Annotated in this window: 11 protein-coding genes; 3 read left to right on the forward strand and 8 right to left on the reverse strand. The window is 61.4% G+C overall.

Annotation, left to right across the window (positions count from 1 at the left end):
* The first annotated feature begins 6 nt into the window (after positions 1-6).
* On the forward strand, positions 7-897 hold the full coding sequence (locus HU767_RS00095; RefSeq protein ID WP_186728132.1) for a DUF815 domain-containing protein: 891 nt from the start codon (positions 7-9) through the stop codon (positions 895-897).
* On the forward strand, positions 894-1,376 hold the full coding sequence (locus HU767_RS00100) for a GAF domain-containing protein (protein WP_186728133.1): 483 nt from the start codon (positions 894-896) through the stop codon (positions 1,374-1,376). Before HU767_RS00095 ends, HU767_RS00100 begins: the two co-directional genes overlap by 4 nt.
* Before the next feature lie 125 nt (positions 1,377-1,501).
* On the opposite strand, the gene HU767_RS00105 is transcribed toward HU767_RS00100, so the two are convergent.
* From HU767_RS00105 to HU767_RS00135, 7 genes are all read right to left on the reverse strand, one after another.
* A complete protein-coding gene (locus tag HU767_RS00105) occupies positions 1,502-4,450 on the reverse strand; it encodes an HD domain-containing phosphohydrolase (protein WP_186705341.1) in 2,949 nt (982 codons plus the stop codon).
* Positions 4,451-4,566: 116 nt separating this feature from the next.
* Positions 4,567-8,187: a transporter substrate-binding domain-containing protein gene (locus tag HU767_RS00110; protein ID WP_186728135.1), complete on the reverse strand. Its 3,621-nt coding sequence runs from the start codon at positions 8,185-8,187 to the stop codon at positions 4,567-4,569.
* An 8-nt stretch (positions 8,188-8,195) separates the two neighbouring features.
* Entirely contained in the window at positions 8,196-8,822 is a 627-nt protein-coding gene (locus tag HU767_RS00115; protein ID WP_186705339.1) for a response regulator transcription factor, read from the reverse strand.
* A gap of 458 nt (positions 8,823-9,280) precedes the next feature.
* A complete protein-coding gene (locus HU767_RS00120) occupies positions 9,281-10,609 on the reverse strand; it encodes a deoxyguanosinetriphosphate triphosphohydrolase (protein ID WP_186705338.1) in 1,329 nt (442 codons plus the stop codon).
* A gap of 203 nt (positions 10,610-10,812) precedes the next feature.
* Positions 10,813-11,148, reverse strand: a complete 336-nt coding sequence (locus tag HU767_RS00125; RefSeq protein WP_053120523.1) for a hypothetical protein — start codon at positions 11,146-11,148, stop codon at positions 10,813-10,815.
* Positions 11,145-11,534 (reverse strand): phage holin family protein, encoded by a 390-nt coding sequence (locus HU767_RS00130; RefSeq protein WP_060738527.1) that lies wholly within the window; start codon positions 11,532-11,534, stop codon positions 11,145-11,147. Before HU767_RS00130 ends, HU767_RS00125 begins: the two co-directional genes overlap by 4 nt.
* A gap of 2 nt (positions 11,535-11,536) precedes the next feature.
* The gene (locus tag HU767_RS00135; protein WP_092166820.1) at positions 11,537-11,851 is read right to left on the reverse strand and encodes a YqjD family protein; all 315 of its coding nucleotides are present in this window, start codon (positions 11,849-11,851) and stop codon (positions 11,537-11,539) included.
* Positions 11,852-12,179: 328 nt separating this feature from the next.
* Between HU767_RS00135 and HU767_RS00140 the strand changes: the two genes are divergently transcribed.
* Complete coding sequence (locus HU767_RS00140) at positions 12,180-13,388, forward strand: ammonium transporter (protein ID WP_186728137.1); 1,209 nt, start codon at positions 12,180-12,182, stop codon at positions 13,386-13,388.
* Here the strand turns inward: HU767_RS00140 and HU767_RS00145 are convergent.
* On the reverse strand, positions 13,385-15,097 hold the full coding sequence (locus HU767_RS00145; RefSeq protein ID WP_186728138.1) for a monovalent cation:proton antiporter-2 (CPA2) family protein: 1,713 nt from the start codon (positions 15,095-15,097) through the stop codon (positions 13,385-13,387). The genes HU767_RS00140 and HU767_RS00145 overlap by 4 nt on opposite strands.
* Positions 15,098-15,240: the final 143 nt, after the last annotated feature.

Raw genomic sequence — 15,240 nt, forward strand, 5'->3', positions numbered from 1 at the left:
GAAGATGTGGACTCGCGATTGAATGCTTTTCTTGGGCGCGCCGATGCCGTGCTGGCCCGGATCGAGCCGTTGCTGCCGGCGCCCCGGCCCACCATCGACTGGAGCCAGACCCTGGCCGCCCGCTGGCAGCGGGACGGGCGCAACGGCTACCTGCTGCCGCTGCAAGTCAGCCTCGACATGCGCCTGTCGGACCTGATCGGCGTGGATCGCCAGGTCGAACAACTGGGGCGCAACACGCGGCAGTTCATCGATGGCATGCCCGCCAACCATGCCTTGCTCTGGGGCTCGCGTGGCACCGGCAAATCGTCCCTGGTGCGCGCCTTGTTGGCCGAACATGCCCAGCATGGCCTGCGGTTGATCGAGATCGAACGCGATCACCTGGCCGACTTGCCCCGGGTGGTCGAGCAGGTGGCGAAACTGCCACAGCGCTTCGTGTTGTTCTGCGACGACTTGTCGTTCGAGTCCGGCGAAGGCGATTACCGCGTGCTCAAGAGCGTGTTGGATGGTTCGCTGGAACAGGCGCCGGACAACGTGCTGCTGTATGCCACGTCCAACCGTCGCCACCTGGTGCCGGAAAAGGAAAGCGACAACGAAAACTGGAAGCGGGTCGACGGCGAACTTCACCCCAGCGAAGCCGTGGAGGACAAGATCGCCTTGTCCGACCGCTTTGGTTTGTGGCTGTCGTTTTATCCGTTTACCCAGGAGCATTTCCTCGACGTCGTGGAGCACTGGATCGGCGAACTGGCGGCCAAGGCCGGGCTGGCCTGGGAGCGCGATGAAGCCCTGGAGATACAGGCCGTGCGCTGGGCAACCGGTCGCGGCAACCGCAACGGACGTTGCGCTTATCAGTTTGCCCGTTACTGGGTCGGCCTGAAATTGTTGGAGCACAAGGCATGATCGATTTGAACGCTGCCGGCGAAGGCCTCGATGGCTACGGCTTGTTATCGGCACAGCTGGAATCCTTGCTGGCCGATGAGCGTGATTTCATCGCCAATGCCGCGCAGTTCTCGGCCTTTCTGTTCACGCAACTGGAAGACCTGAACTGGGCTGGTTTTTACCTCAATCGCAATGAAGAACTGGTCCTGGGGCCGTTCCAGGGCCAGATCGCCTGCGTGCGGATTCCCTTTGGCCGCGGCGTCTGCGGCACGGCGGCAGCGACCCGGCAGACCCAGCGCGTCGAAGATGTCCATGCCTTCCCTGGGCACATCGCCTGCGACAGTGCGTCGAACAGCGAGCTGGTGGTGCCGCTGGTCAAGGACGGGCGCCTGATCGGCGTGCTCGATCTGGATAGCCCGAAATTGGCGCGTTTCAGCGACCATGACCAGGCCGGCATTGAAGCGTTGGCTGCGATCTTCCTGCGCCTGACGGATTGCTGATCCACGTCCTGTAGGAGCTGGCGAAGCCTGCGATCTTTTGTTCCCTTGATTGTTCGCTTGAGATTCAAGTGTCAGGGGAAAGATCGCAGCCTCGCTTCGTTCGGCAGCGCCTACAGGAATTGCTTTCATGCCTTCAGCCCGGCCTTGGCCAGCAGGCTGTCGGGGTCGACTTCATCGATCTGGTGCGGGTCGAGGAACTGCTCGGCGTAGCTCAGGTAGATCTTTTCCTCGATGAACAGCCCGAACAGTTCGGGATCGATATGGGCGTCACGGCACATGGTGGCCATGATGCCCAGGGCCTCGCTCAGCTTCTTCGCTTTCTTGTAGGGGCGGTCGGCCGCTGTCAGTGCTTCGAAAATGTCGGCAATCGCCATCATGCGTGCCGGCAGGCTCATTTCCTCGCGTTTGAGGCGCTTGGGATAACCGCTGCCGTCCATCTTCTCGTGATGACCGCCGGCGATCTCCGCCACATTGTTCAGGTGGCTGGGGAAGGGCAACTGGCTGAGCATCAGGATCGTCTGCACCATGTGATGGTTGATGACGTAGCGCTCCTCGCGGGTCAGCGTGCCGCGCGTGATGCTCAGGTTGTAGAGCTCGCCGCGGTTGTATTTCCAGGCCGGCACATCGAGCTGGAAGCCCCACGGGTTGTCTGCCGGGATCAGTTCGGCCGCGTGGCGCTCGAACAGGTGCTCGGGCTTGTCCGCCAACAGCGGCTCGGTGACCGGTAGCGTCGGCTTGGGCGTACGGGCCTGGCGCCGGTTCTCTTCCCAGGAAACCCCCAGGCGATCGTCGAGGGTCCGGGTCCACGGGCGTTGCGCGATGTGTTGCAAGCGTTGCAGGTCGGCCTCGGCCATGGCTTCGGAGCCCAGGTTGCAGCGCGCGACAAAAGCGAAGTCGTCATCCAGGGCCGTCAACGTCGCGTCACGCTGTTGCTCCAGGGACGACGACTCGCCACCGTTTGCCACGGCCCGCCAGTAATCGATCCAGGCGTCGCGCTTGAGTACTTCGAAGCGGGTGCGTATTTCGTGGATCCGGTCGTGCAGGGTTTCCAGTTTGGTGGCTTTGTCGACGACGTATTCAGGGGTGGTGACCTTGCCGCAGTCGTGCAGCCAGGCAGCGATGTGCAGGGCCTCCCATTCATCCTCTGTGGGCCGGTAGGCGTCGAATGCCGGCGCCTGGCTGGCGGCGGCGGCCTGGGCGAGCATCAGGGTCAGGACCGGCACCCGCTGGCAATGGCCACCGGTGTAGGGGCTCTTGGCATCGATCGCGCCAGCCAGCAACTGGATGAAGGCGTCCAGCAGTTGTTTTTGCTTGGCTTGCAGGCGCTGGCCTTCGATGCTCACGGTGGCGGCGCCGGACACGGCCTGGAGGAAGGCGATGCGGTCGGGCTGGAGTTTTTCCAGGTCGGCTTCGGTGCCGCTGTCGGTGATCAGCAACACCAACACGCCGACGGTTTCCTGGTGACGATTGCGCAGGCGGATGCCAATCAGATGGGCTCGAGGCGAGTCCAGTGCCCGCAGGATGCCCTGCAGGTCGGCCGCCTGCTCGAAGCCCAGGGAGGTCACCAGATTGTCCGAGACGGCCAGTTGCTGGAGCCATTGCGGGCTGTCGCCAGCCAGCAATTCAAGATTGCGCAGCTTGAAGGTTTCGAGGTCCCTGGGCGTGCCATCGATCACCAGCCCGTAGGGCTTGAGCCGATTGTCGTCGTTCTCGCGCAGGTAGATCAGGCCGGCCTGGGCCTGGCCGATTTTTACGGTTTCGAACAACACCCGCTCCAGCAGTGGGATGAAGCGTGTTTCGGCGCGCAGGCTGGCGGTGATTTCAAAGAAACTCGCCAGGGTGTCTTTCATGCGCGCCATCGAGACGCTCAACTGGTCGACCTCCAGCACCGGGGAGCGGCGTGACACCGGGTAGTTGAAATCGAAGCTGCGAATGGCGTCGGCTTCCTGCACCAGTTCGCGCAACGGCTTGACCAGGATCCTCGACGTCAACCAGCCCAGGGGCAGGCACAGCAGCAGGGTGGCGAGGGTGATGAGCGCGCCTTGCCAGCGCATGCGATAGGCGTTGTCCAGCAGCTCGTCTTCAGGCACCAGCAACGCCAGTTCCAGGCCTTGGGGACCGCCTTCCTGCATGTGGCTGCGGGAAACGATCCACTGGCGTCCAGCCGCTTCCAGGCGGGTCGTGTCAGCGTTGTCATCGAGGACGGCGGCGATGGCCGGGCTGAGGTCGCGGGCCTTGATCAGGCGCGCCGACTGGGCGTCGGCGAGCAGCCGGTCGCTGTCGGGATAACCCACGGCGTTGCCCTTGGGGTCGAGCAGGACGATCTCGGTGCCGGTAGTGACCTTGTGCTTGGCCAGGGTCTGGGACAGGGCCGCCAGGGTCAGGTCGGCGCCGATGACCGCTTGCTCGCCGCTACGCCGGGCCAGGGTGGTGCCGACATTGTGGGTGGAGAAAAAAACGTAGGGTTCGGTGGTGATCTGCTCGGCGCTGTCGGCGGCGCTGCGAAACCAGCCACGGTTGCGCGGATCGTAGGTTTCGTCGGCAATGTCCCGGCGATTGATGAGCGTCAGGGTCTCGTCGTAGAACAGCGACTGGGAATGGACCGGGCCTTGTTCGGAGGCTCGCTCAACGGTCCAGACCTGATAGGCCGCCTCGGCGGGTGCCTGCAGGGCGGTTCTCAGGGCTGGGGTGCGCAATGGCCGAACCATCAGGAAGTTGCCACGCTGATCGCCCAGGTACAACGACGCCAGGTTCGGGTTGTCCCGTAGTGCCTGGCTGAAGGGCGCGAGCAGGGCCAGGCGTTGCGCCATCTGCGGCGTACGTGTCGCCGGGTAATCGGCCAACAGGCTCAACAGGTGGCGGATGGGTTCGTAGGTGTCATACAGGTCCAGGCGCACGTCCTGCTCAATGCGGTTGAACAGTTTTTCACTGCTGGAAAGGATGATTTGCGTGGTTTGCCGGTAGTTGAAAATGCCCAGCACCACCCCGGTCAACAACAAAAGCAGGGTAAACATCACGCTGATATGGACGTGCAGGGGGAACCGGCGTTTGTCCGGACGCGGTGCGCTGGGCATTGCAGTCACTCCATGGGGGCAGGGGGCGTTCTCGATGGTGTTTCCGCGTGCAAGGGAAACCGATCGAGAACCCCCCAGGTACGCACTGCTGAGCGAATAGCATAGTAAACACTGGGTTATTTTGCCTTGGCGATTTCCGTTTCCAGGGCCCGCTCCAGTTCGGTCATGGCGCGGTCGAGGGCATCGATGCAGTCGCTAATGCGTTCGGGTGCCTGTGCCTGATGACACGCCTGTTCCAGCGCCTCGCACCGCTGGATCAAAGAGGTCGCCTGGACGATGCGGGCGACGCCTTTGATCTTGTGCGCCGTCTCGGTCAGCGCTTGCCGGTTCGCTCCCCGGGCGACGTCGAGCAACTCCTGGCGATCCGCGCGGCTGCTGCTGAGTAACTCCGCCAGCAAGCGCCGGTTCGACGAAGGGTCGCCGCCGGTCAACGCCTGGAGGCTGTGGAGGGAGAAAACCGCTGGATGGCCGACCGGTTTGACGGTCTTGATCCACTGGCTCAGGGCGCTCAAGCTGATCGGTTTGAACAGGCAATCATCCATTCCGGCGTCCAGGCAGCGTTGTTTTTCCTCCGGCTGGGCATTGGCGGTGAACCCCAGGACCGTGCAGGGCGCCCGTCGTTGTTCGGACTCCTCGCGACGAATCGACCGGGCCAGTTCGTAGCCGCTCATGATGGGCATGTTGCAATCGGCAATGACCAGATCGAAATCGCCTTTTTGCCAAACCTCGAGCCCATGGGCGCCATCGTGGGCGACCTGGTAGTGATGGCCGAGGTATTCCAATTGCTGGGACATCAGCAGGCGGTTGGCCGGGTGATCGTCCACGATCAGGACGTTCAAGATGGCCTGTGCCGTTTCGATGACCGGTTCCAGTGGGGCGCTGACCGGCGCCGTTGACAGGACGGTGAGGTGCAGGCGGACCTGGACCTGGGTGCCGACGCCGGGTTGGCTGCTCATATGGAGGTTGCCGCCCATCATCTGGCACAAGTTGCGACTGATCACCAGCCCCAGTCCCGCGCCTTTGCGGGCCATCCGGCTGCTGTTGTCGACCTGGGCAAAAGGCTCGAACAATCGATGCAGATCGGCCGGGCCGATGCCGATGCCGCTGTCGTTGACTTCCAAATGCATGTCCAGGACATCGTCCCGCTCGGTTGGGGATAGCCGGACCTTGACCACGACCTGGCCCTGCTCGGTAAATTTAAGGGCATTGCTGATCAGGTTCGACAGCACCTGCTTGAATCGCAAGGGGTCTATCGACACGTCAGGGTTTCCCTCGGCGGCGTCGAACTGCAACGACAACACCAGGTTTTTTTGCCGGGCCACGCCCTCGAAGACCCGTATGACCGATTGCAGCAGGGCCCTGAGATTGACGCGTTCGGGGGCCAGGCTCAGATGGCCGGATTCGATACGGGCGATGTCGAGGATATCGCCGATCAGCTCGAGCATGCCGGACGCCGACTCGTACGCGACTTCGATGGTCGAGCGGTCCAGGTGGCCCTTGTCGGCGTGTTTCAGGGCCAGCTCGAGCATGCCGATCACCGCGTTCATGGGGGTGCGGATTTCATGGCTCATGGTGGCGAGGAACGTGCTTTTGGCGCGGTTCGCGTCATCGGCCCGCTGCTTGGAGGCGCGCAATTCCTCGAATAACTGCCGTCGTTCACTGATGTCGATCCAGCCGCCAATGATGCCTTGCACTTCGGCGGCGGAGTTTCGGTAGGGGAGGATCCAGTGATAGATCGTCAGCTTCCGGTCGCCGATGTGCAGCGGGCGGTCGACGATCAGGGCGCTGCCTTCGGCCATGACGCGTTGGTAATCCGCCTGGTACTCCTGCGCTTCGAAGGCGTTGCTCATGGAGCCTGGCATCGAGTCCTTGCCGATGACGTCTTCACGCCGGGCGTTGAACGCTTCCAGGTAACTGTCGTTGCAGCTTTGCAGCATACCGTTGCGATCCCTCACGTAGATGGGGTGCGGGGTGCCGTTGAGCAGTGCGTGCATGAATTCCAGTTGATCGTTGAGCGCCAGTTCCGCCCGTTGACGTTGCCTGATCTGGCGCCGCATGTAGGCGTTCCAGGCCAGGGACAGCAGCAGCAACAGGCCAACCCCCGCGACGACCTGGAAGAACAGGCGATTATAGGTGCGCCAGGTGTGTTCCGAGGGCGAGACGTAACCGCGCCAGCGGTTGTTGATGACGCCCAGTTCGTCAGGGTCGATGCTGGTCAGGGCCTTGTCGAGGATGGCGTTCAACTCGCTGGCGTGTCTGGCGGTGGCCAGCGCGAACAGGGCTTGCTGGGTGCCCACCGTGCTGCTGATTTGCAATCTGTCCCGCCAGGCGTGGGAGGAGATGAAGTAGTTGGCCATCACCTGCGAGTGCACGCTGCCGTCGACCTGGCCATGGGCGAGCATTTCCACGGCGCGCACGGAGCCGTCCGTTTCGATGATCCGGATATTCGGGTACTGGCTGCGTAGCCAGTCAATGACGGGGTTGCCTTTGGCGATCGCCAGGCTGGCTTGGCCGAACTGATCGAGTGTCGTGGGGGTGTCGGACTGTTTGCGAGTCAGCAGGACGAACGCGCTGTCGATGTAGGGGCGGCTGAATTTCAACTGGCGTTGCCGTTCACTGCTGGGCAACAGTGCGGCGATCATGTCGGCTTGATCGTTCAGGACGGCAGCGATCATCTCACTGTCGTTCTGGCGGCGCTGGATGTCCAGGCGCAAGCCGGTGCGCAACCGAATCAGTTCAAGCAGGTCGGCACTGATGCCGCGAAAATCGCCGTCCGGATCGAAGAAGGTGAAGGGGGCGGAGGTTTCGTTCACCACCACCCGGACCACCGGATGCCTGTCCAGCCAACGTTGCTCGCGGTCGGTCAGTTGTACCCGGTGATCGGTGAGGTACAGGTCGCTGCCCGCACTCCAGCGTTTGGAGATGGCCGCCTGCTCGGCAATGGGGACCTGGTTCAGTATGGTGTTGATGATTTCCAGCAAGCGGGTATCGCCACGGCGAACGGCGAAACCGAATCCATAGGTTTCATGCTTGCCGAAGCTGGCCATGCGGATATTGCTCAGGTAGCCCTTGCTGATCATGTAGTGGGTGGACAGGGTATCGCCGAGAAATACATCGGCCTGGCCAAAGGCGACGGCATTGATGGCGTTCTGGTAGGACGGGTAGGTGGTGATGATCGCCTTGGGGTAGAGTTTTTCGATTTCCCGCAGCGGCAGGTAGTGATAGACCATGCTCAGCCGCAACCCCTTGAGGTCTTCATTCAGGGATCGGCTTTCATTCGTTCGGGTGACGAGCACGGGTTGATCCACCGCGTATGGCGTCGATAGCACAATGTCGGGGTCGCGGGCTTCGAAACCGTTGGCGGTGCCAAGCATATCGATGTGCCCGTTCTTGAGAGCCGCCATGGCTGCCTCACGGGAAGCGAAGCGCAGGACGCTGATGGGCCGGCCGGTGGCCTTGGCGACAATGTTGGCATAGTCGGCGGTCAGGCCTTCGTAGTCGCGTCCACTGGCGGAGAGATCGAAGGGCGGGTAATCAGGTGCGGAGGTGCCCAGGACCAGTTCCTGTCGGTCTTTTAGCCAGGCGCGGTGAGCGTCATCGAGTTTGATCTCGGCCTGAGCCGTGGACGACCGACCCAGCAGCGTGTACTGCCCGGGCGTCTCTGGCGTCGCCGCGAGCGCTCCTGAGTACAACGCTACGCTGATCAGCAAGAGACATTCGGTTATGCGTCTGAGCATGATGTTTCTCACACCAGCGCGTTGCGCTTCGCCATTTCAATCAGCTCGACCAGGGACTTGACCTTGAGTTTCTGCATCAGACGTTTTTTATAAGTGCTGACGGTTTTATTGCTGAGAAACATCCCCTTGGCTATTTCCTTGTTGGTACGGCCCTGGGCAAAAAGTTGCAGCACCATCAGTTCCCGATCGTTGACGCTTTTGAAAAGGTCCAGCTCTACACTGCGTGGATCATCCGGGCGTACCGGGTTCAGCGCCTGGCTGGGAAAATAGTTGTAGCCGGACAATACCGCTTTGATCGCACTGACGAGTTCGCTGAGGTCTTCCTGCTTACAAACGTAACCAGAGGCACCGGATTGCATGCATCGGATCCCGAAGAGCGTCGGCGATTGTGCCGTGAGCACCAACGTCTTGAGCGGCGTGGTCATGGCGTTGAAGCGTGACAGGATTTCCAGCCCGTCGAGTTTGGGGATGCTGATGTCCAGGATAACCAGGTCTGGCATGCACTCGCGCACCATTTGCATCGCGTCGACGCCGTTGTCAGTTTCTCCTACGACCTTATAACCCTCATGTTCCAGGAGCATGCGAACGGCGAGGCGAATGACCGGATGATCGTCGACAATGAAAACGGAGTTCATGAATAAATACCCTGCGAACTTGAATAAAGCGCGCACCTTAGCCCACTTACAGCCAGGGCCGTACGAAGAGACAGGCATGCAACTTCAATTTCAGAAGTTTCCTACAAAAAAAGAGGCAAGATATTACGGCGTAAACGGTTTTTTAGTAGGTGGATGACAATAAAGAGGGGGAGTTGTTGGCAACGAGTGAAGGAATATTTCTTTGATTGTGTTTTTTGCGCAAACAAAGGAAGCGTTTAAATCAAGGTTTGTGTAAGCCATACATTTATTTATCTAGTTCCAACTTCCTGTGGCGCAGCGCTACAAAATTCACATTCACCGCCGTACCCTGTGGGAGCGAGCTTGCTCGCGATGACGGTGGCACATCCTGCATCGATGAGCACAGATCTACCGCCATCGCGAGCAAGCTCGCACACAGGTTTTGTGCCAGGTGGCGCACACCGTCGACTCCCCGCCTTTTATTGACGCGTACGGCCCGTCATCTCCTGGGCCATCTCGCTGGCGTAGCTGTCAGTCATGCCGGCGATGAAATCGATCATGCGCAAGAACGCACCATGCAAAGGGCCGTTGGGATCCGGCGCATTGTTCCCCAGCAGGTCGAGGATGCGGCGATTCTTGAACGAAGGCGTGCGCCCGCCGTGCTGTTCGAGGGCGGCGCCGCAAAAGCCGTTGAGCAGGATTTCCAACGTGGTGTAGGCACCGATTTCATGCAGGGTCTTGCGCTTGTCCTGGAAGATTTTCCGGCGTGCCATGTCCTTGGCATTCAACACGCAACGTTTTGCCGGGCCGTGCATATGTTCCACCAGGTCACCTGGCAGCGTGCCGGCCAGCAACGCTTCCTGCTGTTCGACAAACGCCCGGGCGGCGGCGTTGGTCAAGTGTTCGATGGCCTTGCCCCGCAGGATCGCCAGCTTGCGCCGCCGAGAGTCCTGCGGCCCGAGCTGCCGGTAGGTGTCCGGAAGATCGTCGCCTACCAGGTCCAGGAGCAGCGATTCCACCTGGGGGTATTCCAGAAGATCCATCTCCACGCCGTCTTCCAGGTCGATCAGCGCGTAGCAGATGTCATCGGCGGCCTCCATCAGATACACCAAGGGATGCCGTGCCCAGCGTTGATCCTCGATCTGTGGCAAACCGAGCTTGTGGGCAATCTGTTCCAACAGTGGCAGTTCGCTCTGGTAGCAACCGAACTTATGCTTCTTGTAGCCCAGGGAGTCGGCGTGACGGGCGGTCCAGGGGTATTTCAGGTAGGTGCCGAGGGTGGCATAGGTCAGCCGGGTTCCGCCGTCGAACTGATGGTATTCAAGCTGGGTAAGGACGCGGAAGCCCTGGGCGTTGCCTTCGAAGTTGAGAAAGTCGTTGCGCTCGGCTTCGCTCATGGCATCAAGCCAGCCACGCCCGGCGGCCTGCTGGAACCAATAGCGAATGGCGTCCTCGCCGGAATGACCGAACGGCGGGTTCCCAATGTCGTGGGCCAGGCAAGCCGATTGCACCACCATGCCCAGGTCGCTGGGCTCGCACCAGTCGGGCAGGGCGTTGCGGATGGTTTCGCCCACACGCATGCCCAGGGAGCGCCCGACGCAACTGACTTCCAGGGAATGGGTCAGGCGCGTATGGATGTGGTCGTTGCTGGATACCGGATGCACTTGCGTCTTGCGTCCGAGGCGGCGGAAGGCACCGGAAAAGATGATGCGGTCGTGGTCCTTGTGGAAGGGACTACGGCCCAGCTCTTGTGGGCTGTGCAGCGGTTTTCCGAGACGTTCGCGAGTCAGCAGGGTATGCCAATCCAAGGCCGGTTGCTCCGTTCGATGAGGTCGATGCCCTAGCTTCCCGGTTCGTGGGGTGGCGTGCAAGGCCTATAGGCCTGCGCAGGCTGGATACATACCCTTTGTGGCGAGGGAGCTTGCTCCCGCTGGACTGCGAAGCAGGCCAAATTTTGTGAGTGCTTCGCACTCAAGCGGGAGCAAGCTCCCTCGCCACAGGTGTAGGTTTTTCAGGGTTTGCGCAGGGTCTTGGCCAGCTTGATCAGCGGCAGCAATGTGGTTGCCAGGCGGATCAAGCCTGTTACACCACCGCCACCACCACGGCGGGTCCGTTTGCCAGTGAGAAAGCCCAGCAGGGACACCGCCGCCACGCCCCACAGTGGCGCATGCTTGATGCCGAAGCCTTCGTGCCAGCTTTGCGTCAAGCCGCGCACTCGATGCAAAGGTTGCAACAACTGGCGCGTCTCTTGCCGGATTTCCTGGCGATGCATTTCCATGCGCAGGCGCACTAGTGCCTTGCGCATTTCCTGTCGTGTCCGGGCTTGGGGGATATCAGGCAGGCTCATGGCAGCAGGCGCTCCCGGTCATTGGCCAGTTCTTCGAGGGTGGCATTGAAAGGGGAGGACTCGTCATAGATCGCCGCCTTGAGCCGCAGACCGCAAAACAGGGCCGCCAGCAGGTAAAACAGACACAGGCCGATAATGCCCGACAGACGATAGGTGTCCCACACCAGGATCAGCACCAGCGCCGAAAGCCCGACCAACAGCAGCAAGCCGAATACCAGCGCAAGGCCGGCGAACAGCAGGAGGCTGACGGTGCGTGCCTTCTGTTCCTGCAGTTCCATGCCGAACAATTCGACGTGACTGTGCAGCAAGCCTAGAAACGCCGCGCCCAGGCGGCGCGCTGTAGGTTGTGTGCCCGCTTCGGACGAGCCGGATTCGTCGATACCCATGATCAGCGCCGTGTTGCCAACAGACCAATCAGAAAACCAACGCCCGCGGCGATGCCCACCGATTGCCAAGGGTTGGCCTGTACGTACTCCTCGGTGGCGACTACCGCAGCCTGGCCGCGTTCGCGCATGGAATCTTCGGTCAGCTTGAGTGTTTCGCGGGCGCGCAGGAGGGTTTCGTGGATCTGGCTGCGTAGTGCATCGGCTTGATCGCCTGCCAGCGTCGCGGTGTGATCGAGCAAGCGCTCCGTGTCGCTGACCAGCGTCTGGAAATCTTCCATCAGAATTTCTTGAGCAGTCTTTGCCTGGGTTCTGGCCATCGGTGAATCTCCGTAAGTGACGTCTGAAGCGTTCGAGTATGAGCCTTGCCGGAAGGTTCAGTGCAAGTGGCTGGTACAACTTTTGCTCAGGCTTGCGCCATGTACTGGTGCGTTAGCCCGTGCCAGTGCGCTGAAGCTGGGCGCAAGCCCGTAAAACCTTAACCCAAATAATTAAAACCCGCGAAGCGGGGCTTCGTTTGCCCGTTATGGCGCACCAAAGCGGTTCATCGACCTGCACTCGGTCGTTGGTCCGTTTCAACTTGGTGCGTTTGTGAGGTGAGCGAACCGGCTTGGTGCTTTTTTCAACTTTTTCAGGTCTGCCAACACCATGGAAAATATGCAAAGTGCCGTGGACAGTCTGGTCCACAGCTCCAACACGCTGTTCATCCTGCTCGGCGCGGTCATGGTCCTGGCCATGCATGCCGGCTTCGCGTTCCTGGAGGTGGGAACGGTCCGGCAAAAGAACCAGGTCAATGCGTTGTCGAAAATCCTCAGCGATTTTGCGGTCTCGACCCTGGCCTATTTCTTTGTCGGCTATTGGATTTCCTACGGCGTGACCTTCCTGCAACCGGCAGCGGTGCTCAGTGCCGATCATGGCTACAGCCTGGTGAAGTTCTTCTTCCTGCTGACCTTTGCTGCGGCGATCCCGGCCATCATTTCCGGCGGTATTGCCGAGCGCGCGCGGTTCGCCCCGCAGTTGTGCGCCACGGTGCTGATCGTGGCGTTTGTCTATCCGTTTTTCGAAGGTTTGGTCTGGAACGGCAATTTCGGCCTGCAGGCGTGGCTGCAAGCCCGGTTCGGCGCCAGTTTCCATGACTTCGCCGGTTCCGTGGTGGTGCATGCCATGGGTGGCTGGCTGGCGCTGGCCGCCGTGCTCTTGCTCGGCCCGCGTAATGGCCGCTACCGGGACGGTCGCCTGGTGGCGTTCGCGCCTTCGAGCATTCCATTCCTGGCCCTGGGCTCGTGGATCCTGATTGTCGGCTGGTTCGGCTTCAACGTGATGAGTGCCCAGACCTTGCCAGGGGTAAGCGGGCTGGTCGCGATCAATTCGTTGATGGCGATGGTGGGCGGTACCGTGGCGGCATTGATTGTCGGGCGCAATGACCCAGGGTTCCTGCACAACGGCCCGCTGGCCGGGCTCGTGGCCGTCTGCGCCGGTTCCGACCTGATGCACCCGGTGGGTGCGCTGGCCACCGGTGCCATTGCCGGTGCCCTGTTTGTCTGGTGCTTCACGGCAGCCCAGGGCAAATGGAAGATCGACGATGTGCTCGGCGTCTGGCCGCTGCATGGGCTGTGCGGGGTTTGGGGCGGCATTGCCTGTGGCGTCTTTGGCCAGAGTGCCTTGGGCGGCCTGGGTGGGGTCAGCCTGATCAGCCAGTTGATCGGCACGGCGCTGGGCGTGGTCATCGCCCTGGCCGGTGGGTTCGCGGTTTATGGCGCCATCAAGGTTGTGCTGGGGCTGCGCCTGACCCAGGAAGAAGAGTATTACGGCGCCGACCTGTCGATTCACAAGATTGGCGCCGTCAGCCAGGACTAAGGTTCCTTATCCTGGTTACCAGGATAAAAGCCGTGTAGCAGGCGGTAGCGGTCGTGGCGGACCTGATCCACGTGATGCCGGACCTGCTGTTCAGGCAGGCCGAGCATGATCAAGGCGTGGGAGGCCAGCATCAGGCTCGACTCCAACAGCTCGGGGACCACTTCGCTGGCCCCGGCCGCCTGCAACTCGGCCAGTTGGCTGTCGTCACGGGTGCGCACCAGAATCGGCACCTGTTGATTGATCCGCCGGGCCGCCTGGAGCACGGTGATGGCGATGTCGGTCTTGTCCACCGCGATCACCAGCAGCCGGGCGCGGTTCAAGCCAACGGCGCTGAGCAAGTCCCCTCGTCGGGAATCGCCATAATGCACGCAGTTCTCGCCGACGGTGGCTTCCTGGATGATCACCGGGTCGTCATCCAGGGCGACGAACGCCTGGCCTTCGCGACGCAGGAAGCGTCCGATGGACTGGCCGACGCGTCCGTAGCCGCAAATCACCACATGATTCGACAACCCGGCATTGAGTGCGCTGATCTGGTCCAGTTTTGCCTCTTCGTTGGGTTTGCGATGCAGGCGTGCGGCGATGCGTGGCGCCGCGCGCAGCAGCAACGGGGTCAGCAGCATCGAGCAGAACGTCGCAGCCAGCAGCAGGCCGCTGATGTCGGCGGGCATGAGTCGGTTCTGCTGCATCAGCGCCATCAAGGCAAAGCAGAATTCGCCGCCCTGGGCCAAGGCCAGGCCGCTGCGCCAGGCGGTTTCACGGTCGCTGCCGCGCCATTTCACCAGGACGGCGACCACGCAGCCCTTGATGAGCATCAAGCCGAGGGTCAATCCCAGGATCAACAGGCCATCATCAAGGAACAGTTGCAGGTCGATCAGCATGCCGATGCTGACAAAAAACAGCCCCAGCAGGATGTCACGGAACGGACGTATATCGGCCTCGATCTGATGCCGGTAGTGGCTTTCCCCCAGCAGCATGCCCGCCAGGAAGGCGCCCAGGGCCGGCGATAATCCGAGCAGGTGGGTCAGCCATGCCGTCAGCAGCACGATCACCAGGGCCAGCAGCACGAACAGTTCCGCGGACCGGGACGCCGCCACTTCATGGAACAGCCGTGGCAGCAGCAATCGGCTGGCCAACAGCAGGCCGCCAAACAACACCAGGGTCTTGCCCAGGGTCAGGGGCAGCGCCCAATACCATGGGTGCTCGCTGCTGCCGGCGAAGACCGGCACCAGGGTCAACAGCAGCACCGCGACAACATCTTGGAACAACAACACACCGATGGCGTTCTGGCCGTGGCTGCTGAAGATCTCGCCCAGGCTGGTCAACTCCTTGCTGACAATGGCGGTGGAGGACAAGGCCAGCCCGGCGCCGAGCAGCAACGCGGCGATCGCTGGGGCACCGCATACAGCGAGCAATCCTGCCAGCAGCGCTCCCGAGCACAGCACCTGCAGGCTGCCCAGGCCGAACACGACCCGGCGCAGTTCGAGCATTTTCGACAGGGAAAACTCCAGGCCCAACGAGAACAGCAGGAACACCACCCCAAGCTCGGCCAGGTCGGGCAATTCTTCGCTGTCGTTGACCCAGTCCAGCGCGGTAGGGCCGACCGCCAGCCCGACGCAGAGATAACCCAGCACCGGTGCCAGGCGCAGCCGCCTGAACAGGGCGATGACCACCAGGGACGAGGCGAGGATGATCAGCAGGTTGGCAAACAAGGGGAACTCCGTTTCAAGGTACAACGCACAGCGTAGAAGGGAAAACGCGACAAGCGTCGCTGGAAAAGCATTTGCGTTCAGTGATTTGCATCAGCGTTTTACCGAAACACCCTGAAGCGAGCCAGCGACTCGACGGTTTTCCG

This window comes from Pseudomonas sp. SWRI179 (assembly GCF_014268705.1).
Taxonomy (GTDB): domain Bacteria; phylum Pseudomonadota; class Gammaproteobacteria; order Pseudomonadales; family Pseudomonadaceae; genus Aquipseudomonas; species Aquipseudomonas zanjanensis.

What these genes read in the sequence shown, in the direction of transcription:
- HU767_RS00130 (WP_060738527.1), bottom strand. Translation starts at nt 11,534, where the DNA reads ATGGGTATCGACGAATCCGGCTCGTCCGAAGCGGGCACACAACCTACA.
- HU767_RS00125 (WP_053120523.1), bottom strand. Translation starts at nt 11,148, where the DNA reads ATGAGCCTGCCTGATATCCCCCAAGCCCGGACACGACAGGAAATGCGC.
- HU767_RS00100 (WP_186728133.1), top strand. Translation starts at nt 894, where the DNA reads ATGATCGATTTGAACGCTGCCGGCGAAGGCCTCGATGGCTACGGCTTG.
- HU767_RS00110 (WP_186728135.1), bottom strand. Translation starts at nt 8,187, where the DNA reads ATGCTCAGACGCATAACCGAATGTCTCTTGCTGATCAGCGTAGCGTTG.
- HU767_RS00135 (WP_092166820.1), bottom strand. Translation starts at nt 11,851, where the DNA reads ATGGCCAGAACCCAGGCAAAGACTGCTCAAGAAATTCTGATGGAAGAT.
- HU767_RS00140 (WP_186728137.1), top strand. Translation starts at nt 12,180, where the DNA reads ATGGAAAATATGCAAAGTGCCGTGGACAGTCTGGTCCACAGCTCCAAC.
- HU767_RS00105 (WP_186705341.1), bottom strand. Translation starts at nt 4,450, where the DNA reads ATGCCCAGCGCACCGCGTCCGGACAAACGCCGGTTCCCCCTGCACGTC.
- HU767_RS00115 (WP_186705339.1), bottom strand. Translation starts at nt 8,822, where the DNA reads ATGAACTCCGTTTTCATTGTCGACGATCATCCGGTCATTCGCCTCGCC.